This window comes from Chitinophaga sp. NPDC101104 (assembly GCF_050277495.1).
Lineage (GTDB): Bacteria > Bacteroidota > Bacteroidia > Chitinophagales > Chitinophagaceae > Chitinophaga.
This window is the reverse complement of the sequence record NZ_JBNNSF010000001.1, coordinates 265,162-288,842: the sequence shown is the minus strand read 5'-3', so window position 1 is coordinate 288,842 and position 23,681 is coordinate 265,162. Positions and strand designations below refer to the sequence as shown.

25 protein-coding genes are annotated in these 23,681 nt (G+C 54.4%); 11 read left to right on the top strand and 14 right to left on the bottom strand.

The genetic code is table 11. The features are described from left to right. Positions 1–25: 25 nt before the first annotated feature. Both ACQKLP_RS01295 and ACQKLP_RS01290 read right to left on the bottom strand, forming a co-directional pair. On the bottom strand, positions 26–646 hold the full coding sequence (locus ACQKLP_RS01295; RefSeq protein ID WP_427319316.1) for a ferritin-like domain-containing protein: 621 nt from the start codon (positions 644–646) through the stop codon (positions 26–28). A 21-nt stretch (positions 647–667) separates the two neighbouring features. Next, positions 668–1,048 (bottom strand): hypothetical protein, encoded by a 381-nt coding sequence (locus ACQKLP_RS01290; RefSeq protein ID WP_427319314.1) that lies wholly within the window; start codon positions 1,046–1,048, stop codon positions 668–670. A 289-nt stretch (positions 1,049–1,337) separates the two neighbouring features. Here ACQKLP_RS01290 and ACQKLP_RS01285 point away from each other — a divergent pair, with 289 nt between their 5' ends. Further along, on the top strand, positions 1,338–2,747 hold the full coding sequence (locus tag ACQKLP_RS01285) for a sensor histidine kinase (RefSeq protein WP_427319312.1): 1,410 nt from the start codon (positions 1,338–1,340) through the stop codon (positions 2,745–2,747). A gap of 48 nt (positions 2,748–2,795) precedes the next feature. Beyond that, a complete protein-coding gene (locus ACQKLP_RS01280) occupies positions 2,796–4,232 on the top strand; it encodes an ATP-binding protein (protein WP_427319310.1) in 1,437 nt (478 codons plus the stop codon). Between the two features lie 4 nt (positions 4,233–4,236). On the opposite strand, the gene ACQKLP_RS01275 is transcribed toward ACQKLP_RS01280, so the two are convergent. Together ACQKLP_RS01275 and ACQKLP_RS01270 are read right to left on the bottom strand one after the other, a co-directional pair. Then, positions 4,237–5,151, bottom strand: a complete 915-nt coding sequence (locus ACQKLP_RS01275; protein WP_427319308.1) for a DUF6528 family protein — start codon at positions 5,149–5,151, stop codon at positions 4,237–4,239. Between the two features lie 85 nt (positions 5,152–5,236). Further along, on the bottom strand, positions 5,237–5,389 hold the full coding sequence (locus ACQKLP_RS01270; protein ID WP_109695608.1) for a lmo0937 family membrane protein: 153 nt from the start codon (positions 5,387–5,389) through the stop codon (positions 5,237–5,239). Positions 5,390–5,624: 235 nt separating this feature from the next. Here ACQKLP_RS01270 and ACQKLP_RS01265 point away from each other — a divergent pair, with 235 nt between their 5' ends. After that, positions 5,625–6,086, top strand: coding sequence for a PA2169 family four-helix-bundle protein (locus tag ACQKLP_RS01265; RefSeq protein ID WP_427319305.1), 462 nt, complete (start codon positions 5,625–5,627; stop codon positions 6,084–6,086). A 286-nt stretch (positions 6,087–6,372) separates the two neighbouring features. Here ACQKLP_RS01265 and ACQKLP_RS01260 read toward each other — a convergent pair whose 3' ends face one another. Then, positions 6,373–6,558 carry a CsbD family protein gene (locus ACQKLP_RS01260; protein ID WP_427319303.1) on the bottom strand — a complete coding sequence of 62 codons (186 nt, stop codon included), beginning with the start codon at positions 6,556–6,558 and terminating at the stop codon, positions 6,373–6,375. A gap of 281 nt (positions 6,559–6,839) precedes the next feature. On the opposite strand from ACQKLP_RS01260, the gene ACQKLP_RS01255 reads away from it, so the two are divergent. The 3 genes from ACQKLP_RS01255 to ACQKLP_RS01245 are packed head-to-tail and all read left to right on the top strand — an operon-like array spanning position 6,840 to position 9,184. Next, the gene (locus ACQKLP_RS01255; protein ID WP_427319301.1) at positions 6,840–7,226 is read left to right on the top strand and encodes a response regulator transcription factor; all 387 of its coding nucleotides are present in this window, start codon (positions 6,840–6,842) and stop codon (positions 7,224–7,226) included. 34 nt (positions 7,227–7,260) lie between these two features. Next, on the top strand, positions 7,261–8,721 hold the full coding sequence (locus ACQKLP_RS01250; protein WP_427319299.1) for a sigma-54-dependent transcriptional regulator: 1,461 nt from the start codon (positions 7,261–7,263) through the stop codon (positions 8,719–8,721). Between the two features lie 4 nt (positions 8,722–8,725). Further along, positions 8,726–9,184: a low affinity iron permease family protein gene (locus tag ACQKLP_RS01245; protein ID WP_427319297.1), complete on the top strand. Its 459-nt coding sequence runs from the start codon at positions 8,726–8,728 to the stop codon at positions 9,182–9,184. Here ACQKLP_RS01245 and ACQKLP_RS01240 read toward each other — a convergent pair whose 3' ends face one another. The 5 genes from ACQKLP_RS01240 to aspA all read right to left on the bottom strand — a co-directional run bounded on the left by ACQKLP_RS01240 (position 9,185) and on the right by aspA (position 14,852). After that, positions 9,185–9,673, bottom strand: coding sequence for a VOC family protein (locus ACQKLP_RS01240; RefSeq protein ID WP_427319295.1), 489 nt, complete (start codon positions 9,671–9,673; stop codon positions 9,185–9,187). 105 nt (positions 9,674–9,778) lie between these two features. After that, complete coding sequence (locus tag ACQKLP_RS01235; RefSeq protein WP_427319293.1) at positions 9,779–10,972, bottom strand: porin; 1,194 nt, start codon at positions 10,970–10,972, stop codon at positions 9,779–9,781. A gap of 19 nt (positions 10,973–10,991) precedes the next feature. Next, positions 10,992–12,332, bottom strand: coding sequence for an anaerobic C4-dicarboxylate transporter family protein (locus tag ACQKLP_RS01230; RefSeq protein WP_427319291.1), 1,341 nt, complete (start codon positions 12,330–12,332; stop codon positions 10,992–10,994). Between the two features lie 37 nt (positions 12,333–12,369). Beyond that, entirely contained in the window at positions 12,370–13,431 is a 1,062-nt protein-coding gene (locus ACQKLP_RS01225) for a type II asparaginase (protein ID WP_427319289.1), read from the bottom strand. A gap of 14 nt (positions 13,432–13,445) precedes the next feature. Continuing rightward, complete coding sequence (gene aspA / locus ACQKLP_RS01220) at positions 13,446–14,852, bottom strand: aspartate ammonia-lyase (RefSeq protein WP_341842233.1); 1,407 nt, start codon at positions 14,850–14,852, stop codon at positions 13,446–13,448. 127 nt (positions 14,853–14,979) lie between these two features. Between aspA and ACQKLP_RS01215 the strand changes: the two genes are divergently transcribed. Continuing rightward, positions 14,980–16,302 (top strand): APC family permease, encoded by a 1,323-nt coding sequence (locus ACQKLP_RS01215; RefSeq protein ID WP_427319287.1) that lies wholly within the window; start codon positions 14,980–14,982, stop codon positions 16,300–16,302. Next, on the top strand, positions 16,299–16,934 hold the full coding sequence (locus ACQKLP_RS01210) for a MarC family protein (protein WP_427319285.1): 636 nt from the start codon (positions 16,299–16,301) through the stop codon (positions 16,932–16,934). The genes ACQKLP_RS01215 and ACQKLP_RS01210 overlap by 4 nt, the downstream gene beginning before the upstream one ends. Positions 16,935–16,937: 3 nt before the next feature. On the opposite strand, the gene ACQKLP_RS01205 is transcribed toward ACQKLP_RS01210, so the two are convergent. Next, positions 16,938–17,396, bottom strand: coding sequence for a hypothetical protein (locus tag ACQKLP_RS01205; protein WP_427319283.1), 459 nt, complete (start codon positions 17,394–17,396; stop codon positions 16,938–16,940). A gap of 441 nt (positions 17,397–17,837) precedes the next feature. On the opposite strand from ACQKLP_RS01205, the gene ACQKLP_RS01200 reads away from it, so the two are divergent. Genes ACQKLP_RS01200 through ACQKLP_RS01190 form a run of 3 tightly spaced genes read left to right on the top strand, consistent with a single transcriptional unit; the run spans position 17,838 to position 19,315 of the window. After that, positions 17,838–18,020, top strand: coding sequence for a hypothetical protein (locus ACQKLP_RS01200; RefSeq protein WP_427319281.1), 183 nt, complete (start codon positions 17,838–17,840; stop codon positions 18,018–18,020). A gap of 9 nt (positions 18,021–18,029) precedes the next feature. Beyond that, on the top strand, positions 18,030–18,932 hold the full coding sequence (locus ACQKLP_RS01195) for an SAM hydrolase/SAM-dependent halogenase family protein (RefSeq protein ID WP_427319279.1): 903 nt from the start codon (positions 18,030–18,032) through the stop codon (positions 18,930–18,932). Beyond that, the gene (locus ACQKLP_RS01190) at positions 18,929–19,315 is read left to right on the top strand and encodes an acyl-CoA thioesterase (RefSeq protein ID WP_427319277.1); all 387 of its coding nucleotides are present in this window, start codon (positions 18,929–18,931) and stop codon (positions 19,313–19,315) included. Before ACQKLP_RS01195 ends, ACQKLP_RS01190 begins: the two co-directional genes overlap by 4 nt. Here the strand turns inward: ACQKLP_RS01190 and ACQKLP_RS01185 are convergent. The 3 genes from ACQKLP_RS01185 to ACQKLP_RS01175 form a co-directional block, all read right to left on the bottom strand. Continuing rightward, positions 19,312–20,832, bottom strand: a complete 1,521-nt coding sequence (locus ACQKLP_RS01185) for a serine hydrolase (RefSeq protein WP_427319275.1) — start codon at positions 20,830–20,832, stop codon at positions 19,312–19,314. The genes ACQKLP_RS01190 and ACQKLP_RS01185 overlap by 4 nt on opposite strands. A gap of 212 nt (positions 20,833–21,044) precedes the next feature. Then, entirely contained in the window at positions 21,045–21,548 is a 504-nt protein-coding gene (locus ACQKLP_RS01180; protein WP_126245985.1) for a SixA phosphatase family protein, read from the bottom strand. 189 nt (positions 21,549–21,737) lie between these two features. Then, positions 21,738–23,585 (bottom strand): amidophosphoribosyltransferase, encoded by a 1,848-nt coding sequence (locus ACQKLP_RS01175; RefSeq protein WP_427319273.1) that lies wholly within the window; start codon positions 23,583–23,585, stop codon positions 21,738–21,740. Positions 23,586–23,681: the final 96 nt, after the last annotated feature.

The window sequence follows — 23,681 nt, the reverse complement described above, 5'->3', positions numbered from 1 at the left end:
CAGCAGCCTTGTTCCCGATGGCGTATCAGTCTTCCGCCATCGCTTCCTCGTTCACTTTCGATTCTGCGATCTGGGTGAGGAGGGAATCCGTTTCCTTTTCTTCGTCCAGCGTTTGTTCCAGTAAGTTAGCGGCATCGGTTTGGCCCATGCGGGTGGCCAGGGTGCGCAAACTGCCGTATGTGGCGATTTCGTAATGTTCCACTTTCTGCGCGGCGATGATGAGCCCCGCGTCGAGCACCGAACCGGCTTCTTCTTCGCTGATCAGTTCCTGCGCTTCGGCTACCAGGCCTTCCATGGCTTCACATTTTTTGGCCGTGGGTTTCATCCCCATGATCTCGAAAATGTCTTCGAGCCGGCTGACGTGGCCTTTGGTGGCTTCGAGGTGATCGGCGAATGCGTCTACCAATTCTGCTGTGGAAGCGGCTTTCTGCATTTTGGGCAATGCTTTCACGAGGTGCTTCTCTGCCCAGTAGATGTCTTTCAACTCGTCCACAAACAATTGGTGGAAAGGCGAAGCTTCCATGTCGCCGTTACGGGATGCGGGTTTGCGTGCAGGTGTGGATTTTTTCACGGAGCCGTTGCTCCGGCCGTTGGAGCTTGCGGAAGCTGGCTTCCGACCGGTTGTTTTGGTGTTTTTTGTTGCCATAATGCGTACGTTTTTTCAGGTTTATTTGTTAGGAAACGGAAAGCGGTCTCGCTTGTCGATGATGCTATCGTTTTCGATTTCGCGTTCACCGACGATGTCTGGCGATTGTTCCTGGACATCGTTGTTTTCTTCGTTTTCCGGAATCTCGGGCTTAGGTTCTTCCCTTCCTTTCTCGGGTTTATCCTGGCGGGGGCCCTGTTCGGGCTCTGATTGGGGATCGCTGGGTTTGCGGTCGATTTCCCGCTTGGGGATCTCATTCGGGATGTCCGGGTTTTGTTTATCGGGTTCCTGCCCTTGTCCGGGTTTGGGTTGACCGCCCCCCTGGCCCCTGTTTTCGTCTGGCGGCTGAATGCCCGGTGATGCGGGGCTCGGGCGCGGGTTTTTATCGGTTTCGTTTGTCATGGCTGGAGGATTTTAAGGTTTGACACGTTCTTTACAACATCAGTCCAAACTGCATTCCAAGACGAAGGCACATGATTTGCATCGTAGGGAAGCAACAACAATATCATGCGCCACTGTAACGCTTTCGGTGGCGGGCGGATCGGGATGGAATGCGGGGGTTTTCGTACTTTGGGGATAGGAATGGCGGGTAAACAGACGACTTTGCGGAGGTATCCTTGTAGAAGGGAGTTTTCAGTATGGGGAAAATCTTGCACATCCAAAACCAGCATCCATAAACAGTTTGAAGGAAATGCACATCAGCATACATAAGAAGATCAGGGTGGGATTTTTCATCGCTTTTACGGCTATCGTCGGCGCCAGCGTCGTATCTTACCTCATCGCCAAAAACCTCCAGCACAACGCCTCCCGCCTCCAGCACGCGGTGGAAGTCTCCAAGCGCCTGGAGCTCATTTCCCGCCATCTGAAAGACGCAGAGTCCGCGATCCGCGGTTACAACATCACCCATCAGCAGGAATTCCTCCGCCCCAGCATGGAAGAACGGAGCGTCAAGATCGAAAGCGAATACCGCAAGCTCCGCCGGATCATCGACGATCCCCCACAACAAAAAAACCTCGACACCCTTAAAGACCTTCTGGACGTCAAATACGGCCAGCTGCTCGCCGGCGCCAGGGATCCCCGCATCGCCACCGTGAAGGAAGGGGAATTGTCCATGGACCGCATCGACCGCAAAATGCAGGACATGATCGCCATCGAAGAAGCCCAGCTTACCGAGAAATCGCGGCTGTTCACATTCTTCTCTAACCTTTGGATCCCCGTCGTGTTCATCATTTCCCTCATCGCCATTATTATCGGTATATATTCCTACGTAACCCTCAACCGCGAATTCCGCCTCCAGCTGCACATCGAGTCCAGGATGCGGAGCTACCAGCGGGAACTCCAGGAAAACATCAACCTGCTCAATAAATCGAACCAGGAGCTCGAACAGTTCGCCTACGTGGCTTCGCATGATCTGCAGGAGCCCCTGCGCAAAATCTCCACGTTTTCCGACCGGCTGCTCCTCAAATACCGGGAAGATCTCCCCGCCGAAGCAGGCCAGCTGGTAGACCGGATGATATCCGCCGTAGGCCGCATGCGCGTGCTCATCAACGATCTGCTCGTCTTCTCCCGCGCCGGCCGCATCACGCCGGATACCATCGCAGAAGTAGACCTAAACGAACTGCTGCGCGACGTGCTCGGCGATCTCGAAGCGCCCCTGCAGGAAAAGAAAGGCGCCGTGTCTACCGACAAACTTCCGGCAGTGGAAGGCTCAGACACGGGGCTGCACCAGCTTTTCCAGAATATCCTTTCCAACAGCATCAAATTCGCCTCGCCCGACCGCCCGCTGGAAATCCGTATCACCGGCGAAACGCTTACCGGCGCGGAAGTCCGCGTTCCCAGCGAAAAACGGGCGCAGGAAAAATACCTCCGCATCCGCGTGCAAGACAACGGCATCGGGTTCGACCCCGCTTACGCAGACCGCATCTTCCTCATTTTCCAGCGGTTGCACGGCGTGAGCGAATATAAAGGCACCGGCATCGGGCTCGCCATCTGTAAAAAAATCGCCGACGCCCACCAGGGCTTTATTTCCGCCGAAGGCGAACCCGGAAAAGGCGCGGCATTCATTATCACCCTCCCGCTCCGCCAATTGCGGGAAGACTGATTTTTGAGCATGTTTCTTGCTTAAAAACAGGAATACACAGTCAACACTATGAAAGATAAACGTAAACGCATCCTGATGATCGACGATGATGAAGACGATTTCTTCCTCGTCAACACCGTGCTGCAGGATGTGGCTCCCGACCAGTACGAATTAACCTGGGCCCCTACCTACGACAGAGCCCTCGAAGCCATCGGGCGGCGCGAGCATGAACTGTACCTCGTCGATTACCGCTTGGGCATGCACACGGGGATCGACATCCTCCGGCATTTCCAGTCTATCGGCTACGAAGCCCCCGTGATCATGCTCACCGGCAAAGGCGACTACGCCATTGATAATGAAGCGATGATCGCCGGGGCAACCGACTATCTCGTGAAAGGCGATATCACCGGCCCCGACCTGGAACGCGCCATCCGTTACGGCATCTCCGAATTCAAGCACCTGCGCGCCATCGCGGAAAACGAGCGCAAATATTTCGGCATCTTCGAAAAAAGCCACGACATCATCATCCTGGCCGATTGCGACATGAATATCATCGACGCCAATCCCAACGCCCGGAAAAAATTGAATTACTCGCGCGATGAACTGCTGACCATGAACATGGACAAGCTCTTCTTCCTCGAATCCGAAGCCAAACGCTTTTTCGAAGAAATCTGTACGGACGACGCCATCCTGCAGAAAGAATTCACCTTCCGCGACAAAACCGGGAAAAAGATCGCCGTGCTCGTCAACGCCAGCAAACTCGACGAGCAGCTGGGCACCTTCCTTTGCGTGGCGGAAGACATTACCGACAAAAAACGCGAAGAACAGGAAAAACGGCAACAGGAAAAGTTCGTGATTTCGGGCCGCATCGCCCGGGTGATCGCACATGAAGTACGTAACCCGCTCACCAACATCATATTAGCGGTAGGGCAATTCAGGGGGGAAGATTCCACCGACCCCGAAGACACTACGCTCTACCTCGACATCATCGAGCGCAACTGCACGCGCATCAACCAACTCGTGACCGAGCTGCTGCAGTCGACCCGCATGATGGAGCTTCACCTCCAGGAACATGACCTGAACGATCTTATCCACAGCTCGCTGGCCCTGGCCACAGACCGCCTGCAGCTCAACGGCATCAGGCTGGAAGAGGATTATGCGAAGGAGAAAATCATGCTGACGGTGGATGATGAAAAGATCCGCATCGCGCTGCTGAACATTCTCATCAACGCCATCGAAGCCATGATGCCGGGGAAAGGCGTACTGACCGTTTCCACGTACGCCGAAGGGAAATCCGCCATCATCCGTATCCAGGACAACGGCACGGGCATTCCGGAAGAGAACAAATCCCGCCTGTTCGATCCGTTCTTTACGTCGAAAACGAAAGGCACGGGGCTGGGGCTCACCTCCACCCAAAACATCATCATCAATCACAAAGGCCACATCCAGGTGGAAAGCACTATCGGGGAAGGCACTACGTTCATCATCACGTTGCCGGCCAATTAGGTGCTTACCATTTTTTGAAGTAGGTCGTATCGCCTTTGGCGTTGATTTCCGCGTAAGAGCTCATGAAACCCTTCATCCAGCGCGCCTTGTAGATCTTGGCGCCGGGGATGCGCAGGACGGCATTGCCTTGCAGGTCGGTTACCTCGTCGGTCCACCATTGCTCTTTCGGAATAGTGACGATGGCCGGGTAATCGTTCCCCCCTTCCGAAAAGCTCTTGATATTGCGGGTGACCTTGCTGTTGACGGGATGGAAGGAATGGTCCTGGGTATGGAATTCCAGGAGAGTATCCACCGTTGTTACGTAAAAAACGCCTGTGCGGGAGCCATAGCTCATGTCGTGCGCACCTTTTCCGGGGATAGTGGCCGAGTTGGCGATTTGCACGTCGGCCACACCGTTGCGCTTTCCTTTCCGGAACAGGCAGATCCAAATCTTGTCCCTTCCGGCGATGTAAAAGCTGTCCTGGTAAAAATTGACGGAATGCGCGTCGGGGGCGGCGATAGACGTACGGGGCCGTCCGGGCTCGTAGGCTTTCGTGGTATCGTACCGGAAAACGGTGTACATGTTCCCGGTGCTGGAGGCCACTACAACGGTATGGAAGGGCGCGATGTCGATGGAATGGGGATTTCCGCCCACGGAGTCGTACCACAATGTTTTGGCGTCATTCAAGCGGATGATGGCGGCTCCGCCGCCGGAGGCGCACATGAGGATGTACTTCAGGTCGCGCGAGGCTTTCACTTCGCTGGGGTTGCGGAACCATTTGCGGTGGTGCTCCGGGATATCGGCCGCCCGCCATTCGCGGATCAGCTCGCCGGAAGGCAGATTCATGAGGAGGATGCGGTGCTCCGTCTGGTCGGTGACCAGCATCGGCATGGAATAAGCCTTAATAGCCAGGGTCAGGAATAACAGGATGGGATTCATATCCTGAATTAATGCAAAAAGCGGGAGAAATGGAAACAAGTATTTCCATTTTCCCCGCTTTTTATCTAGTGGCGTTACGGTAAAACTATGCCGCCCTGCCCCGGATGATATTGATCAGGATGGCGATGATGGCCAACACAAGCAAAGCATGGATGAGGCCGCCCGCGGAATACACGAAGAATCCCAGCAACCAGCCGATGATCAGGATCACCGCAATGAGATACAGTAAGGAATTCATATCTGACTGTTTTTGGTTCATGATTTATCATGTAAAATTCATGCCAGCGGCGCATCAGCCGTAGGTTTCCCATCCACCGGAAATATTCGCCCCAACCGATGTGGACGCACTTCCACCAACAGGGGCGCCGCTTCGCCAAAGCCACCCTCCATCCCCGCATAAAACCGGCATGGCAGCTTTTTTGGACGATATGGTACGGAACCATATCATTATATCACCCATAAAATAGCATATCATGGAACACCTGCAAAAAACGGCCTCGGTCGTGGAAGACCTGGTGAAAATCAATAACGACCGGGTAGAAGGATACAACAAAGCCCGCCTGCAAACAGACGATCTCGACCTGAAGGAATTATTCGATTCGATGATCGCCGACAGCAAGCAAAACACCACCGAACTGAATAAATACCTCCGCAGCCTCGGCGAAGAACGCGAGCGCGACACCACCTTCGCCGGGAAGCTGTACCGTACCTGGATGGACGTCAAAGTCTCCTTCGGCGGTGGAGACCGCCGCGCCATCCTCGCCACCTGCGAATACGGGGAAGACGCCGCCCAGAAATCGTACAACACCGCGCTGGAGCAAGACTTCCTCCCGCCCGAAGTGCGCACCATGATCTCCGATCAACGCATCAAACTGCGCGCCGCGCACGACAAAATCCGGTACCTCCGCGACCTCGAAACCGCCAACAAAGGCTGAGTCCTGTAGTATCGATATATAAAAACAGAAAGTTCCGGCAGTTTTTGCCGGAACTTTCATTTTATGAGCAGGATGATCAAATGGTCACAAACTGGATGAACGCTTACAATGGATCAATCTATGAAATACGTTTTTTTGCTCGACAAAAGGCTGTCCCGCACCGGATGATGCAGGACAGCTGGCAAGCTTTACGGTTTTAATGATGCTTTAACTGCATTTTAAAACCAATCGAAGCTGCCAATAACTAAAACAACAGCTATGATAAAAGTATAATCGTATACTGCGTTTACAGCTCGTCGATGAGCTTTTTCACTTCCTCTTTCGACTTGCCGAGTTTCTGCTGAAGCCTTCCCAGCAGTTCGTCTTCCTTTCCTTCCGTATACGTCAGATCATCGTCGGTCAGATCCGCGTACTTTTGTTTCAATTTGCCCTTGATTTCATTCCAGGCACCTTTCAATTGCAGACTGTTCATACGTTAACATTTTTGGATGAAGTAAATGACTCTGCATAAATTCGAACAATTTCCATACCACCGGGCCAATACGGGGGAAACGGCGAGGTTTGGGCGGGATGTCTGAACATTTTGGGGAAATAGCGCGTAAATTCCGGGGAAGATTATCCACAAATTTGTTTGTTGGAACAGATAAATGTTTCCGGCAGACAGTTTGCAGATACATAAGTTATAAATGACAGTAACATCCGGTTTGACGGCCTCGGTGGCAACCGTTTCCCGGTGTAAAAATTCGACGAGCCATGGGAGATTTGATATTAATTATAGATGACGAGCCGGATATTTGTCAACTTTTACAGTTAAGCCTGACGAAACACGGATATAAGGTAAAATATGTGCATGCACTGAAAGACGGACTGCTGTTTCTCCAGCAGCAGCAACCCGACATTCTGTTCCTGGACATTCACCTGCCCGATGGGTCGGGGCTAGATATACTGCCGAAAATAAAGGCAGATTATCCCGATTTACCGGTAATATCCATTAGTGCTTACGACAACGGGATGGAAAAACAGAAAGCCCTGACTTCCGGCGCAGTGCATTTCCTGCCAAAGCCGTTCAATGTGAACGAATTAACTGATGTCTTGTTTGAAATGAAGCGGAACGATGTAAAACCGCATATGCATAATTAGTTGTAAATTTAATGTCCGTCCAACATATTCGAATATGAAGAAAATCCTCATTGTAGATGATGAAATAAACATTTGTACCCTGCTCAGCCGATTCCTGGGCAAGCATGGCTTTAAGACAGAAAGTACGATGACGGGCGCCGGCGCCCTGAAGTTGCTCAAGGAAGCGCCCTTCGACCTGGTCCTTTGCGATTACCGGCTCAAAGATACCGACGGGTCGCAGCTGCTCAACGATATCCGGACCCTCAGTCCGCAAACCGTCGTTATTATCATCACGGGCTATTCCGATGTCCGCATCGCGGTAGACATGGTGAAGAACGGCGCATACGATTATATTTCCAAACCATTATATCCGGACGAGATCCTGGCCCTGGTCAACAAGGCCCTGGAAAGCCCCGGCGCCGCCATGCCCCAACCCGTGCAGGCGGCTCCCGCAGCGCCCGTCCGGGAACAGGACGCCCAGCGCCTCCAACCTTCCGGCGGCACCGGGAACGGCATGCAGTACGTCTACGGCGAAAGCGACCCTTCGCGCCAGCTCATCCGCGAGCTCACCCTCGTGGCCCCTACAGACTACAGCGTGATCATTTTCGGGGAAACCGGCACCGGCAAGGAATCCGTAGCCCATCTCATCCATGACCATAGCAGCCGCAAAAACCAGCCGTTCATCCCGATCGACTGTGGCGCGCTTTCCCGCGAGCTGGCCGCCAGCGAATTGTTCGGTCATGAAAAAGGATCGTTCACCGGCGCCATCGGCACCAAGATCGGCGCGTTCGAACAGGCGCACGGCGGCACCATCTTCCTCGACGAGATCGCCAACCTTCCCTACGACGTTCAGGTAGCACTGCTCCGCGTCATCCAGGAAAAACAGATCCGTCGCGTAGGAAGCATGAAAGAAATTGCAGTGGATGTGAGATTGATCGTAGCTTCCAACGAAAACCTGTTCGAAGCCGTGCAGAAAGGCAAATTCCGGGAAGATCTTTTCCACCGTTTCAACGAATTCACCATCCATATTCCGCCGCTGCGCGACCGTGGCGACGATCTCCGCTCATTCGTAGACGCTTTCCTGGCGCAGGCCGGCAGGGAGCTGAACAAGCCCGAAGCCACGCTCAGCGAGGAAGTCTGGGAATGTTTCCGGAACTACGACTGGCCGGGCAATATCCGCGAACTGAAAAACGTCATTCGCCGCGCGAGCCTGCTCACGCCCGCCGGAAAGGAAATTTCCATGGCGGCGCTGCCGCTGGAAATGAAAGCCGGTAAAATGACGCGCTCCCTGACGTCCTCCGGCATCGAGCCCGTTTCCGGGGAAGGGGCAGAAGAGCCCAATCTCCCGATGCTGGACGATAACGATCTCAAATCCGTAGCCCTGAAAGCGGAATACAACAAGATCATCAACGTCCTGAAAGAAGTGAAGTATAACAAGACGAAAGCCGCGCAGTTATTGAACATAGACCGGAAAACCCTCTACAACAAACTGCGCCTGCTGAACATCAATTACTAATATTATGCAGCAGCAAGAAGCAAAAAAGAAAGTGCCGCTCTTCGAGCGGTTCGCAGGCAAAGCCGTGTCCGCCACCGGCAGCCCCTGGGCCTTTATCATCGCCTTCTTCGTGATCGTCGCCTGGGCCGTCACCGGCCCGCTGTTCGGGTTTTCAGATACCTGGCAGCTGGTCATCAACACCGGCACCACCATTGTTACCTTCCTCATGGTTTTCATCATCCAGAAATCCCAGAACAAGGATTCCAAATCCATCCAACTGAAACTCAACGAGTTGATCGCCTGCACCAAAACGGCCAGCAACCGCCTGATAGACGTGGAATCGATCTCCGAGGAAGAACTGAACACCCTGCACACTTTCTATTCCAAGCTGGCGGAAGACACCAAGCACCACCTCGATTTACGGAAATCCCATTCCATCGACGAAGCGATGGAAAACAGCAAAGACAAACTGAAAATCCGGTAATTATCGCTCCAGTTCGTGCAGCAGATCGCTGATATTGAGGCGATGGGTGTACATGGTCAGGTTCCCGTTCTCGTCTTTCGGCCACTGCTCCCGGGGGCGGTCCCAATACAGTTCCAGCCCGTTCATATCCGGATCGTTGAGGTACAACGCTTCCGACACGCCATGGTCGGCGAAGCCGGTGAAAGCCACCCCGGCGCCGGTGAGCCTTTTGTAAATCTCCGCCAGGTCTTTCCGGGTAGGGTAGAGGATAGCCACATGATAAAGGCCCGCGGCATTTTCCGGCGCGGGCGGCATGCCCTTGCTATGCCAGGTGTTGAGGCCGATGTGGTGATGATAGCCGCCGGCGGAAATGAAAGCCGCCTGGTCGCCGAACTTCGTCATCAGTTCAAATCCCAGTAATCCGCAATAAAAATCGAGGGAACGCTGCAGGTCGGAAACCTTCAGGTGCACATGGCCGATGGTGGTGGCCGCAGGAACGGTATAGCTCATGTATAGTTGGTTCGTTTTGATACAAAGATAAACGGATCCCTCCTGCCTGCGATGTGTTGTTTGTCCGCTGATAAAACCGCCGGCGCTCAGGATCCGTTCCGTAAGTTATAAGATGACCAATGGGCTGATAATTCCGATCGACGCACGGTAATTATCCGTGTTGGCCATACCGAAATTCGATTTCGCGTAATCGGTATATACGTATTTTCTGCCGATGAAAGTCCCGAACACTTTGAGGTTCAGGTTTTTGAACGGGTACACTTCCACACCGGGAATATATCCCCAAGCCGTCCGCAACTTGTTGGTAGACGTGTTCGCCGGCAACGTGGTCCCCGAAGGTTTCCAGTAAGCGTCGTCCATCATGCCCACGAAAAACAGGTTGACTTTAGGCGACAGGTGCCAGTCGAGCCGCACCCAGTGGCTCATGTACCTGGCGCGATACGCGTGTTTGATGCCCATGTTGTCTGTGATCCCCGAAACGATGCCTTTCCGGTCAAGCGCTTCGCGGCTCCATTTGAAATCGTACTGGATATGGAACTTCCCGGTCTGGAACTGGTTCCCCAGTGCCAGGTAGTTCATGTATTCGTTTTCGGACTCGCGGAACACGGAGTACGACCACAAAGTGCTGAATTTCCCGAAATTGCCGCGCCAGTTCAGCACCCCCGCGAAAGGGAACTTCGCCGGTTTGATGCCCGGCAGCGCCGTGGTATCGTACAATTCCGTGAAACGCGCCGTACGGCTGTTCAGCAACTGAACGGTGAACTGGTTCTGCTTGTCGGGCAACATATACGAAACGCCCGCGCCTACCAGAAAATTGTCGGCGTACTCGATGATATCGGAATACTCGTAAATCTCGATGGGATTGGCGTCGAACTCGAACCCTCCCCAGTCGGCGCACAGTTTACCGGCGTAAATGCTCCAGCTGTCGCTCGCGTCGAACCGGAGAAAAGCCAGGTCGGTGCTGCGGCTGATATTGTCGATCGTTTGCGGCACCACGCCACGGGTATACCGGTCGCGGAACCGGAAATATACCTTGTCGTGTACCTTCCCGCGGATCTCCAGCCGGAACTGGTTCATCACGAAGCGGGACTGCTGATAAGTGCCTTCGTTGAATTCGTTCTGGAAAGACATCTGCATATTGGCGATCACGTCCACGTTCGACAGCAGCGACTGTTTACTGACCGGGATAAAGGGGATACTGTGGATCGACGTATCGTCTGTCTGCCGCTCGTGCACCTGCGCCATGAGCGCAGCGGGCATCAGGAGCAGCAACCAGAGAAGGGTACGGCTTTTCTTCATACATCGGTTTTTTAGGGTTCTACCAGAATAGGTGGGCAAACAGGAACCCCGAGGCCACGCTCGCCGACACGGCCACGAGCCCCGGTAACATGAAACTATGATTGATGAGGTATTTCCCGATATAGGTGCTGCCCGTGCGGTCGAAGTTGATGGCGGCCAGCAGCGTGGGGTAGCCCGGCAGCACGAAATCGCCGTTGGTAGCGGGGAACATGGCCACGAGGTTCATCGGGGCGATGCCCAGCAATACACCCAGTGGCATGAGCGCCTTGGTAGTGGCGGCCTGGCTGAAAAGCAGCATGCTCAGCAGGAACAGGGCGATGGCGAACGTCCATGGAGCGGCTTTCACCATATCTCCCAGCGCACCTTCGATGGCGACGGAATTCGCTTCCATGAAAGTGGCGCTCATCCACACCACCCCGAAAATCGACACTACGGCCTGTGCGCCTGCGGTAAACAGGCTGGCCTTGGCCACGTCTGTGGTGGATGTTTTGGTGAACAGTAGCATCAGCGCCGCGGCGCCCAGCATCACCAGTTCGATCACCGCCGCCATTTTGATGGTACCGTTGGCGTTCACGGAAAGGTTCGCGGCACCGGGCTCGAACGATGGCAGCATCGTCGGGAAAGCCCCTACCAGCACGATCAGCAGCACCGCCACGGCAAAAATGATCACGGAGATTTTGGCGCCGGGCTTCAGCGGGGTGTTGTCAGACGCGGAGTGCGCATCCAGCTCCCGCGCAAATTCCGGATCTTTCATTTTCTCCAGGAACACGGGGTCTTTCTCCAGTTCCTTCCCCTTCTTCCATACCACCGCCACGCCGCAGAGAATGCCGACAATACAGGCGGGAATGCATACTTTCAGGATATGCACCAGTTCGATCTGACCGGCCAGTATGGTGATCATGGCCGCAGTTGCCGCGGAAATGGGGCTGGCCGTGATGCCCAGGTGCGAGGCGATCACCGATATGCTCAGGGGCCTTTCCGGCCGGATGCGCTTTTTGGTAGCCACTTCCGAAATGATCGGCAGCAGGGAATACGTGATATGCGCCGTTCCCGCGAAGAGAGTGAACGCGAACGTCACCAAGGGTCCCAGCAGCGTGATCATCGATGGTTTGCTCCGCAGGATCTTTTCCGCAATGCGGACAAGATAATCCATCCCGCCGGCCGCCTGCATGGTGGCCGCTGTGGAAACCACGGCGAGGATGATGAGCATCACGTCTATGGGCGGCTCTGCCGGCCGCATGCGGAATACGAAAAGGTAAAGGGCTAGGGCCGCCATGCCCATCACGCCCAGGCCGATGCCTTTCATGCGGGCGCCGATGAGGATAGCCACCAGGAGAATGGCAAATTGGATCCAGATCATGTTTTCTTTTTACGTGGTTGTTATGTAGGAAGCGATGTCAATACTCAAAAAACATTTCCTGGATCTTCTTCGTGTCTTTCGTCTTCAGTAATGCCAGCTGCAGGAGGATGCGGGCTTTCTGCGGATTGAGGTCGTCTGCCGCGATGGTGCCCAATGCGGCGTCGTCGGTTTCCGCGTTCATCAGCACACGGCCGCTGCCGGTGCGGTTGGAGCGCACCACCGCGATGCCCTGTCGGGTGATCTTCTTCACGCGCTCTTCCACGGTAGGGTAAAGGTTACCGTTCCCCACACCCGCTATCACGATGCCCTGTACGCCGTCTTTCACCAATGCATCTACCAGCACGGGGTTCGTATTGGCGTACCCGTACAAGATATCGACTTTTGGCAAGGAATTCACCTTGTTCACGTCGAACTCCGTCTGGTGCGTATGCTTGCGGATGATGCGGTGATAAAATTCCACCTTCCCGTCCATCACCACGCCCAGCGGGCCCGTGTTCGGCGCCTGGAACGTGGAAACGTTGGTGGTATTGGTTTTGGTGACGTCTCTCGCGGAATAGATATAATCGTTCATGGCCACGAGCACACCGCGGTCTGCCGAAGTTTTATTCGCCGCCACCACGATGCCATTGTAGAGATTGAGCGGCCCATCGGCCGACAGCGCGGTAGCGGAGCGCATCGCGCCTACGAGGACTACGGGTTTGGTGGTTTTGACGGTCAGCTGGAGAAAGAAACCCGTTTCGCCTTCCGTATCCGTTCCGTGCGTGATCACGATCCCGTCTACATCGCTGCGCTGCGCGAGCTCGTTGATGCGGTGGGCGAGCTTCAGCCACACGCTGTCGTGCATGGCCTGGCTGCCGACGCTGGCCACTTGTTCGCCCCGGAGATTAGCGATTTTCCGCGCTTCCGGGACGGCGTTCAACAGATCGTCTATCGGGAGCTTCCCCGCCGTGTATGCCGTTCCCACGCTGGATTCCCCTGCCCCGGCAATCGTGCCGCCCGTTGCCAGGATCACGACATTGGGTAAATTGGCGTTCTGTCCGCGGGCAGGGCGCAGCATCCAGCAGGTGCTTGCCAGCAATAGTAACAATACGTTTTTCATAAGCACAACAACAATTAACTGTTAATGAATTTGGGGCGGATCATATTGTCGAACGTAAATATTTCATCCCACTTTTGCTGCGTCACCAATTTCTTTTCCTTTACGGCGATGTCGTGTACCGACTTTCCGGTTTCCAACGCCTCCCGCGCGATCGCGGCCGACTGTTCGTAACCGATGATGGGGTTGAGCTGCGTTACGATACCGATGCTTTGCATGACCATTTCCTGGGTATGCTTCGCGTTCGCCGTGATCCCGTCCACACATTTTTCGCGGAGGGTATTGCAGGCGTTCGTCATATAGGTGATGGACGTGAACAGCGCGAACCCGATCACCGGCTCCATCACGTTCAGCTGTAACTGGCCGGCTTCGGCCGCGAGGGTCAGCGTAAGGTCTTGCCCGATCACGTAAAACGCCGTCTGGTTCACGACTTCCGGGATCACGGGGTTCACTTTGCCCGGCATGATGGACGAGCCCGGCTGCATGGGCGGCAAATTGATCTCGTTGAGGCCACAACGCGGGCCGGAGGAAAGCAGGCGCAAATCGTTACATATCTTGGAAACCTTCACGGCCGTGCGTTTCAGCACGCCTGACAACTGCACGTACGCCCCCGTGTCTACCGTTGCTTCGATGAGGTCGCTGGCCAACACCAGCGGCAGGCCCGTGATCCTGGCGAGGTGTTTCGTCACGAGCTCGGCGTAACCGTCGGGCGCGTTCACGCCGGTACCGATGGCCGTAGCGCCCATGTTGATCTCGGAGATCAGCCGTTTGCTTTCTTCTACGCGGGCCAGTTCTTCACGGATAGTGGTGGCGAAGGCCTTGAACTCGTCGCCCATGCTCATGGGCACCGCGTCCTGCAATTGCGTGCGCCCCATTTTGAGGACCTGCTTGAATTCGTCGCCTTTTTTGTCGAACGACTCTGCGAGCGCAGCGAGGCTCTGTTTGTAGGACGACAGTTTATTGATCAGCGCGATGCGAAACGCGGTAGGATAGGCGTCGTTGGTGGATTGCGAGCAATTGACGTGGTTGTTGGGATGGCAGAAATCGTATTCGCCTTTCTTTTTGCCCATCATTTCGAGCGCCACGTTGGCGATCACTTCATTGGCGTTCATATTCACGCTGGTGCCAGCTCCGCCCTGGATGAGGTCGGTGATGAACTGGGAATCGAATTCGCCGTTGATCACCCGGTCGCTGGCTTTAATGATATGCTCCGCGATGTTCTTATCGAGCGCGCCGAGCTCTGCATTGGCCATGGCGGCACCTTTCTTCACATATGCGAGGGCTTGTACGAACAGGGGCTCCGTGTTCAGCGGGATGCCGGTGATGTGGAAATTCTCGATAGCCCGGAGGGTCTGGATTCCATAATATACGTCGGCCGGGATTTCGCGTTCGCCTAAAAAGTCATGTTCTCTGCGTTGTGCCATAATAGGGGGATTGAGATTGTTTGTGCAAAATTCGTTTCCATTAAAACAGTGCGGCGGCGGAATTTGTTTACAAGCGGAGAATGAACAATTTGTAGTGTTCCGCATTACTTAAGAACATACACCTCAAATGGTAAAAAAGACCAAGAAGGGCCATCTTTCCCTTTCCGCCGCCATATCCATGGGGATCGGCGCCATGATCGGCGCGGGCATTTTTGCCTTGCTGGGCCAAACGGGCGCCATCGTTGGTCCGGCCACCTGGCTGTCTTTCCTCATCGCCGGAGGCATCACCATCCTTTGCGGATATTCCTTTGCCCGCCTCGGCGCGCGCTACCCGTCTAACGGCGGGGTGCTCGAATACCTGGTCCAGGCTTACGGGGTAAACATTTACTCCGGCGGGATGGGGATTTTCTATTACGTCAGCATGATCGTACTGTCTGCCGTGGTCGCCAAATCCTTCGGCGCTTACGCAGCCGTGCTGCTGGGCTACGGCGGGGCAGACTGGGTACAGAACCTCACGGCCGCGGGCATCGTGGCGGCGCTGGTGGTCCTCAACTTCGTGAGCGTCACGGCGTTCGCGCGGGTGGAGAAAATTTTCGTGGCCGTAAAACTGACCGTATTGTTCGGTTTCGCCATCCTTGGTTTTTATACCATCCAGCCCGAAAATCTCGCCTACCCGGAACACCTGGCGCCCAGCAGTCTCCTCAGCAGCGTGGCCGTCACTTTCTTCGCCTATACCGGCTTCAACGTGATCAGCGGCGCCGTAGAGCATATCGACAATCCCGCCAAAACGCTCCCCCGGGCCATTATGACCACTATTCTGCTGGTGACCGGCGTGTACATTGTACTGGCGATCGTCGTGTTCGGGAACCTCAGCGCAGACCAGGTGGTAGCCGCAAAGGAAACCGCTCTCGCCGAAGCCGCGCGCCCCATGCTGGGGAACACCGGCTTCGTGATCGTGTCTGTAGCCGCGCTGGTGTCGAGCATCACGGCCATCAACGCCAATCTCTTTTCCACGGGCAATAATTCCTACGTCATGGCCGCATACGGCACGCTGCCGAAGGCTTTCGAGAAACACCTGTGGGGCCGCGGCACGGAAGGGCTCGCCATCACCGGCGTCTGCATCATCGCGCTGATCATGTTGTTCGACCTTTCCGTGATCGCATCCCTCGGCGGCATGGCCATGTTGCTTTGCTACAGCGCCGTCAATATCGGCCATCTCCGGGTGCTGAAAGAAACGAAAGCCACGCCGTGGATCGCATGGCTGGCGGCGATCGTCAGCTGCGGAACGGTAATACTGGTCGTGATCGTAGACGCCACCGGCGCACCGCGGCAATTACTCGTTACCGCGATCTTCCTTGTGTTCTCGTTCCTGGCCGAGTGGCTGATACGACTTTCTACCGGGCGGAAAGTAAAGCCCAATATCGTTCATCCGAAAAAAGACGCGTCATGACGGGCAGCTATATCGGTTTCGCGACGGCCGTGTTCATGGGTTTCTTTTCCATCGTCAACCCCATCGCCAACGTCCCCGTTTTCCTGGACCTTACCGATTACATGACGCCGGCCCAACGCCGGCAAATTGCGCTGAAATCCGTCATCGTGGCGTTTATCATCATCGTGGTATTCAGCGTGGCGGGGAATTCCATCCTCCATCTCTTCAACATTTCCCTTCCGGCATTGCGCATCACGGGCGGCATCCTGCTCTTTGTTGTGGGTTACAGGATGATCCTCGAAGACAAGCCCCATCCTGAAAAACGTATCGATACCAAAGAAGGCGACCCCGGCATTTCGGTAGCCGTTACCCCGCTCGCCATGCCCCTCATGGCCGGCCCGGGCACGATCACCACGGCCATGAACTATGCCGCGTCTGCCGATAAATGGCACACGGTCATCGTGATCGTCGTTTACGGCGTGCTATGCTATATCGCGTATTTGCTGTTCCTGTCTGGCGGGCACATCGTGCGGATACTGGGGAACAATACCATGACGGTCATCACCAAAATGATGGGCTTGATTTTAGCCGTGCTCGGCGTGCAGATGTTGCTGGCTGGTGTGAATGAAGGGATCAGGCTGGGTAGCCAGTGAAAGCTAAAAGCCTTGCGCCGCGCGGGTTTGCGGAGCCAGTTGCATTTGTTCCTTACGGATTTTCTCACGCTCTTCCTGGCGGTCTTCCACCTGGCGGTATTTGAAGTAAAAATAAATGGCGAGGAAAAGGCAGGCCTTGAACAGGAGGAACGCCGCAATGAAAATCCATTTCCAGACGCGGTGTACCGTGATGTACTGGTTCTGGTTCGGCGCGATGTTGATGAAAGTATAATTCGGTTTCTTCCCTTCCTTCTCCGTATTGGTATCTGCCCAGTCGAGCGGCTGAAGCGTGCGGTGGCGAAGGGTAGCAGGGGGCAATACGGCTTCTTCGAAAAGGAGCTGCTGGATCACGCGCTCCACTTCGTCGAATTCGGTTTCCAGCTCCGGATACTCACGGGCAAGCTTCCTCATCTCCTCGCGCTCGTCGGGAGTGGAAAGTCCGAGTACGTAACTTTCAACCATTCCATTATCTATGTATTCCCTGATATTCATATAAGGAATAAAAAAGTTCCATGCTTTTATTACTGGAGAGATACCATCTCATGTCTGTCTATACATCTGTCATAGTCCGATCGGTCGGAAATTTCCTTTGGGGATTACCCAAAAGAACAACGGCAGGGACTAATTTGTTTGTACGGAAACCTTCTAATTTAAAAATCCACTTAACCCCTTAGGGCGATTGCATCTTACCAGTTAATCCACCGCCTGATTCAGACGGTTTCATCGAAAATCGAATGAAAACGAAAATAAGGATAAATCGCTGTAAGTCGTTCAACCTGCGCCATTTTACCATTTTCGTGTGAAACATGGATTAACCGGAAATTGCATCAAAAGTAATTAATCGGTTAAAATATGATCGTAAAAAGGACGAAAATTCCGCAAACATGTTAGCAAAACGTTGACATGCAAGTATTTATTTTGCGGATCGGAATTTTTTGGCAGCATTACGTACTTCAGGTTAAAATCGTGTCATCCATGTTATGGCTGTTATCCGCCGGTTCCGGGGCGCGGAGCGAAGCTGAAAAAGTCCCATTTCCCGAGGTAAATGCGGGTGGTGCGAACGGTCGTTTCCTGCAATATGCGTAATTTGTTTGCATGAAACGGACCATTTTCCTGTTGATGGCGTGCCTGCTGCCGGCGATCGTTTTCGCGCAGCGCGCCCTCGTGCTGCAGACCGATTTCGGCCTAAAAGATGGCGCAGTAGCGGCGATGAAAGGCGTTGCGTTCGGTGTGTCTCCCGCCTTGCCCGTATTCGATCTCACCCACGAAATCCCCCCGTACAATATCTGGGAAGCGGCCTACCGCCTCTACCAGACTGCGGCCTACTGGCCCGCAGGCACCGTCTTCGTTTCCGTGATCGACCCGGGCGTGGGATCGTCCCGCAAATCGGTGGTACTGAAAACCAAATCCGGCCACTACTTCGTGACGCCCGACAACGGCACCCTCACGCTCGTAGCGGAACACCTCGGCCTGGACGCCATCCGCGAAATCGACGAATCCCGCAACCGCCTGCCCGGCTCCGGTCAATCCTACACCTTCCACGGCCGCGATGTCTATGCGTACACCGGCGCGCGACTCGCCGCAGGCAAAATCCCGTTCGACTCCGTAGGCCCGCGCCTCCCGGATTCCGTTGTCGCCATTCCCTACCAGAAAGCGCAGGTATCCGGCAACAAAATCCTCGGCAACATTCCCATCCTCGATGTCCAATACGGCAACGTCTGGACCAACATCGGTGAAAAAGAGCTCAACCTGCTCAACATCCAATACGGCGATATCCTGAAGATCTCCATATATAACGGCACCGCTTTCCGGTACCAGGGCACCATGCCTTTCGTGACCACGTTCTCCGCCGTTTCGCCGGGTAACTTGCTCGCCTATACGAATAGTTTGCTGCAATTGTCCATCGCGGTGAACGAAGACAGTTTCGCGGATAAATACCAGATCGGCAGCGGTGCGGAATGGCGGATCGAGGTGGAAAAAGTTAAAAAAGCAAGATGACGAACGAAACAAGAATACAACAGTCGGAAACCCGGATTTTCAAAGCCGTATTTCCCAACACGACCAATCACTACGACACGCTTTTCGGCGGAACGGCCATGCAGCTGATGGATGAAGTGGCCTTCATCACCGCCACCCGTTATGCACGCAAGCGCATGGTGACCGTATCTTCCGACAAGATCGATTTCAAAAAACCCATTCCCGCCGGTACGATCGTGGAATTGATCGGGCGCGTGACGCACACGGGCAACACGAGCCTGCAGGTACTGGTGGAGATTTTCGTGGAGGAAATGTATTCCGACGAAAGGTACCGCGCCATCAGCGGCACGTTCACGTTCGTAGCGATCGACGAGTATAAGCGCCCCGTACCGCTGGAAGCCTAGTCCAGCTTACGGAATTCGTATGGCGCGCTTTCCACGAAACCGGATACGCGGATGGTCACCGTTTTCACTTTATCCGCCTCTACCGTGAAGTGCGTTTCCTTAATACCGTACATGGTAAGATTGTAGAAGCACCAGAATTCGTCGTCCTTTTTGGGATAGAGCTTACCGACGAGGTTCGGGTGATGCTCGAACCGCATCGCCAGGCCGTCTTTTTCCATACGGATGTTCATTTTACCGTATACAGGATGTTCGTAATTCCCTACGAACGCCGTCAAAGGCACGGGGAGCTTCGGTTTCGCCGCAATTTCCTCCCGGATCTGCTGCAGCGTTTTTTTCACTTCCGCCAGTTCTTCCCGCTGTTGGTCCAGCGATTTGCGGGCGTAATCGCGGAAGGGAAGATCGAGCATGGCGTCGGTGAGCTCATCCGTAAGGTCGTTATAGAAGTTGTTGGATTCGGTATTGGTGAGCACCACGATGCCCAGGTTTTCTTCGGGCAGCAGCCGTACAGCCGTCACAAAACCGTTGACGCCGCCGGTGTGTTCCACGATCAGCCGGCCTTCGTAGGAATTGGTGAACCATCCGAGGCCGTATAAATTGAATTGCTTCCGGTTGAAAGCGTGCCCCCCTTCCCCGAGGCTGGAGTGCGGCAGCCGGGTTTCCATGATCGCATCGCCGGAAATCACTTCGCGGCCTTCGTATCGCCCGCCGGCCAGGAGCGCCTTCACCCAGTGCGACATATCCGCTACCGAAGAACCGATACTTCCTGCCGGCGCGAGGTTGTCCAGATTGCCGTAGGGGACTTTCTTCAGTTCGCCGAGAAAAACGGAGTGCGCCGCGGCAATGTTCTTCGCCGTCGGGATTTCGGCCGAAGTGGCGATGGTATTGCGCATGCCCAGGGGCTCGAAGAATTTCTCTTTCAGGAATTGCGCCCAGGTTTTGCCGGTTACTTTCGGAATGATCTCCCCCGCAGTGAGGAAAGCCGCATTACAATAGCCCCAGGTGGTACGGAAGCCGAACGGAGGTTCCAGTTTCGCCAGTCGCTCCCGGACCTGCGCTACCGTGAGGTCGGAATCGAAAAACATGAAATCTCCCTGGAAGGTATAAAAACCGAGCCGGTGGCTGAGCAGGTCGCGGATGATGGCATGTTCCGACACCCAGGGGTCGTGGAGCCGGAAGTCGGGGAGGTGCTTGCGGACGGGATCGTCGAGCTGCAATTTCCCTTCGGCCTGGAGCTGCGCGAGCGCCGTGGCGGTAAATGCCTTGGTATTGGAGCCGATCATGAACACGGTGTTGCTATCCACTTTATCCGTTTTCCCCACTTCTTTCACTCCGTATCCTTTCATCAAAACGACCTTCCCGTCTTTGACGATGGCCACCGCCACACCCGGGATCTGCCCCTCTTCCATGGCTTTAATTATGTAATTGTCCAGGCTGTCGGCCAGGAAAGTGCGCGTGCGCTGCTGGGCGTCCGCCTGCAGAAAAGTGAGCGCCAATACCAGGGATAAGAGTTGTTTCATGTGCTTCGGATTTTATCGGGATGCTGCAATTCTGTCACGCAGCTAATCGAATTCTATATGTAAATGTCCTTAAACCATGCGATTTCGAATTATTCGCGCAAATACACAAATTAAAAACCGCGGGTTTTGTAGTTATAAGACGACCGGGACGCGCAAAAGATACAGTCTCACGCTATAAATATATGTCATATTTTCAGGATGTTTCGGGAGGATTAAACAGCTTCTTCGCTTTTGGGGTAGTCGAAAAAGAGGAATTTTTTGGGGGCGCGATCGAAGTCTTCCCACTTTTCCGTGTCGGCCGAGATGGCGAAAACTCCTGCCGTGGGAACATTGTCGATGCGGATTTCTTCGGTGAGATAGTTGGCAAAATCGGTGATGCCGGGGTTATGGGCGAAGATGGCGACGATGTTGAAATCATCGTCGATGCGGGTGATATGCTTCAGGAAAGTGGAAGCGTAGCAGAGATAAAGCTCCTCTTCGAGGAGGATGGCCTCGCGGGGGTAATTCCATTCCTTGGCCATGATACGCGCCGTTGTGCGCGCCCGTTTCGCAGGACTTGATATGACCAGCTCGGGCAGTAAACCACGGCCCAGCAACCGGATAGCCATTTCTGGCGCGTTCTGTTTACCGCGTTTGTTGAGAGGCCGGTCAAAATCGTCCATGTCCGGGTCGTTCCAACTGGATTTTGCGTGGCGGATCAATAACAATGTTTTCATAGACATTGTAAGTAATTGAAAACAAACACTATCCTAAAATACGGGTTTTTGGCACAAAACACGCCAATTAAAGGAAATTTAACAATCGAAACCACGGAAAAGCCCACACGAACGCCCTGAAAATCAACGGGCCGGAACGCTTTTTCGCGCTCCGGCCCGTCTGGAGAATATCGGTAAACCGTCCAGGGATCAGTATCCCCTTTCGTTCTTTCCTTCCATATAGTTCATGAAGGCCTTGTTCACCACGCGGTTGCCGCCCGGAGTGGGGTAGTCGCCGGTAAAGTACCAGTCGCCCAGGTTGTTGGGGCAGCTGGCGTGCAGGCTTTCGATGTTTTGATAGATCACTTCCACTTTCGCTTCGATGCCGGGCGGAGTGATGATCTCTGCGATTTTCGCGGAAATCTGCTCGGGTGTGAAAGGTTTGTAGACGTTTTTCACCACGTTCTGCGCGTTCAGCGTGTTGGTGCGCTCCAGTTCTTTCGCCAGGCCGTAAGCTTCCTGCAGGATGTATTCCTTGCCCTGCTCGCGGATCAGCGCGATGGCCGCCTGGAAGGCGACGAACTCGCCCATCTTGCTCATATCGATGCCGTAGCAGTCCGGGTATCGGATTTGCGGGGCAGACGACATAACGATGATTCGCTTCGGGCCGAGGCGGTCGAGCATTTTGATGATGCTTTCGCGGAGGGTGGTACCACGCACGATGGAATCGTCGATCACTACCAGCGTGTCTGTGCCGGGGCGGACGGTCCCATAAGTGATGTCGTACACGTGCTGCACCATTTCGTTACGGCTGGAATCTTCGGTGATGAAAGTCCGCATTTTCACGTCCTTGATGGCGATCTTGTCGATCCGGACGCGGCGGTTCACCATTTCGGTGAGTTTTTCTTCGTCGAAATCCTTGCCCCAGCTCATGATCCTTTCCACCTTAATGCGGTTGAGGTAATCTTCGAGCCCTTTGATGAGGCCGTAGAAAGCCACTTCGGCGGTGTTGGGGATGAAGGAGAAGATGGTATTGCGGAGATCGTTGTCGATCGCTTTGAGCACGGTTTCGGAAAGATGGTATCCCAGTGCGTGGCGCTCTTTGTAGATTTTTTCGTCGTTGCCGCGGGAGAAGTAAATCCGTTCGAAGGAGCAGGCGCGGCGCTCGCGGGCGGGGATGATCTCTTCGATGGAGTATTCGCCGTTTTCCTTTACGATGAGGGCGTTCCCGGGCATCAGTTCCATCACTTCATTTTCGCCCACGTTGAAAGTGGTGCGGATGGCCGCGCGCTCGGAAGCGGTCACGATCACGTCTTCGTTCACATAGTAATACGAAGGACGAATGCCGTGCGGATCGCGGATAACGAAAGAGTCGCCGGAACCGATGAGCCCGCCTACATGGTAACCACCGTCGAACATGGAGAACGCCTGTTTGAGGATGTTCTTCACGTCCAGCCCGTTCTGCCGCGCCTCGTCCTCTTTGCAGAGGAAGTGGTGCACCACTTCGAGCATGGCGGCCAGGTCACTGTTCTTATGTTTTTCGCCAGGAGAAACTTTCGTAAAGCTGAACAGCTCATCCACATTCACCAGGTTGAAGTTACCGGCCATGGTGAGGTTGCGGGCGGGGATGGTATTGTATCTAACGAAGGGATGGCAAAGGTCGACGTCGTTTTTGCCCTGGGTGGCGTAGCGGAGATGCCCCAGCAACAGTTCCCCCAAAAAGCGGACGTGCCCTTTCATGAGGCCAGGGTAGCGGGTAATCTCGGGCTGGTATTTCTCAATTTCTGCGATTTCGTCGCGCACTTTACCAAAAACGTCGCCGATGGGTTGCGGCTGTGCGCTCCGGATCCGGTGCATGAAAGGCACCCCGGGCTCGGTGTGTAATTTTACAGTGGCAAGGCCTGCACCGTCTTGTCCACGGTTATGCTGCTTTTCCATGAGGAGGTACAGCTTATTCAGGCCGTAGAAAACCGTTCCGTATTTCTGTTGGTAATAACTGAATGGTTTTCTTAATCTTATGAATGCAAGTCCACATTCATGCTTTATCGCATCACTCATACCGTAAAATTGAAGTCGCAAAGTTACGCTTTAATTATCAAACGGCCGCATTCGCGGGAATGCCCTTTGCATGGGCATCGCAGGGGAAACGGGGTC

Excerpts from the sequence above, each read along its gene's own strand:
- ACQKLP_RS01295 (WP_427319316.1), bottom strand. The coding sequence starts at position 646 with ATGGCAACAAAAAACACCAAAACAACCGGTCGGAAGCCAGCTTCCGCA.
- ACQKLP_RS01290 (WP_427319314.1), bottom strand. The coding sequence starts at position 1,048 with ATGACAAACGAAACCGATAAAAACCCGCGCCCGAGCCCCGCATCACCG.
- ACQKLP_RS01285 (WP_427319312.1), top strand. The coding sequence starts at position 1,338 with ATGCACATCAGCATACATAAGAAGATCAGGGTGGGATTTTTCATCGCT.
- ACQKLP_RS01280 (WP_427319310.1), top strand. The coding sequence starts at position 2,796 with ATGAAAGATAAACGTAAACGCATCCTGATGATCGACGATGATGAAGAC.
- ACQKLP_RS01275 (WP_427319308.1), bottom strand. The coding sequence starts at position 5,151 with ATGAATCCCATCCTGTTATTCCTGACCCTGGCTATTAAGGCTTATTCC.
- ACQKLP_RS01270 (WP_109695608.1), bottom strand. The coding sequence starts at position 5,389 with ATGAATTCCTTACTGTATCTCATTGCGGTGATCCTGATCATCGGCTGG.
- ACQKLP_RS01265 (WP_427319305.1), top strand. The coding sequence starts at position 5,625 with ATGGAACACCTGCAAAAAACGGCCTCGGTCGTGGAAGACCTGGTGAAA.
- ACQKLP_RS01260 (WP_427319303.1), bottom strand. The coding sequence starts at position 6,558 with ATGAACAGTCTGCAATTGAAAGGTGCCTGGAATGAAATCAAGGGCAAA.
- ACQKLP_RS01255 (WP_427319301.1), top strand. The coding sequence starts at position 6,840 with ATGGGAGATTTGATATTAATTATAGATGACGAGCCGGATATTTGTCAA.
- ACQKLP_RS01250 (WP_427319299.1), top strand. The coding sequence starts at position 7,261 with ATGAAGAAAATCCTCATTGTAGATGATGAAATAAACATTTGTACCCTG.
- ACQKLP_RS01245 (WP_427319297.1), top strand. The coding sequence starts at position 8,726 with ATGCAGCAGCAAGAAGCAAAAAAGAAAGTGCCGCTCTTCGAGCGGTTC.
- ACQKLP_RS01240 (WP_427319295.1), bottom strand. The coding sequence starts at position 9,673 with ATGAGCTATACCGTTCCTGCGGCCACCACCATCGGCCATGTGCACCTG.
- ACQKLP_RS01235 (WP_427319293.1), bottom strand. The coding sequence starts at position 10,972 with ATGAAGAAAAGCCGTACCCTTCTCTGGTTGCTGCTCCTGATGCCCGCT.
- ACQKLP_RS01230 (WP_427319291.1), bottom strand. The coding sequence starts at position 12,332 with ATGATCTGGATCCAATTTGCCATTCTCCTGGTGGCTATCCTCATCGGC.
- ACQKLP_RS01225 (WP_427319289.1), bottom strand. The coding sequence starts at position 13,431 with ATGAAAAACGTATTGTTACTATTGCTGGCAAGCACCTGCTGGATGCTG.
- aspA (WP_341842233.1), bottom strand. The coding sequence starts at position 14,852 with ATGGCACAACGCAGAGAACATGACTTTTTAGGCGAACGCGAAATCCCG.
- ACQKLP_RS01215 (WP_427319287.1), top strand. The coding sequence starts at position 14,980 with ATGGTAAAAAAGACCAAGAAGGGCCATCTTTCCCTTTCCGCCGCCATA.
- ACQKLP_RS01210 (WP_427319285.1), top strand. The coding sequence starts at position 16,299 with ATGACGGGCAGCTATATCGGTTTCGCGACGGCCGTGTTCATGGGTTTC.
- ACQKLP_RS01205 (WP_427319283.1), bottom strand. The coding sequence starts at position 17,396 with ATGGTTGAAAGTTACGTACTCGGACTTTCCACTCCCGACGAGCGCGAG.
- ACQKLP_RS01200 (WP_427319281.1), top strand. The coding sequence starts at position 17,838 with ATGCAAGTATTTATTTTGCGGATCGGAATTTTTTGGCAGCATTACGTA.
- ACQKLP_RS01195 (WP_427319279.1), top strand. The coding sequence starts at position 18,030 with ATGAAACGGACCATTTTCCTGTTGATGGCGTGCCTGCTGCCGGCGATC.
- ACQKLP_RS01190 (WP_427319277.1), top strand. The coding sequence starts at position 18,929 with ATGACGAACGAAACAAGAATACAACAGTCGGAAACCCGGATTTTCAAA.
- ACQKLP_RS01185 (WP_427319275.1), bottom strand. The coding sequence starts at position 20,832 with ATGAAACAACTCTTATCCCTGGTATTGGCGCTCACTTTTCTGCAGGCG.
- ACQKLP_RS01180 (WP_126245985.1), bottom strand. The coding sequence starts at position 21,548 with ATGAAAACATTGTTATTGATCCGCCACGCAAAATCCAGTTGGAACGAC.
- ACQKLP_RS01175 (WP_427319273.1), bottom strand. The coding sequence starts at position 23,585 with ATGAGTGATGCGATAAAGCATGAATGTGGACTTGCATTCATAAGATTA.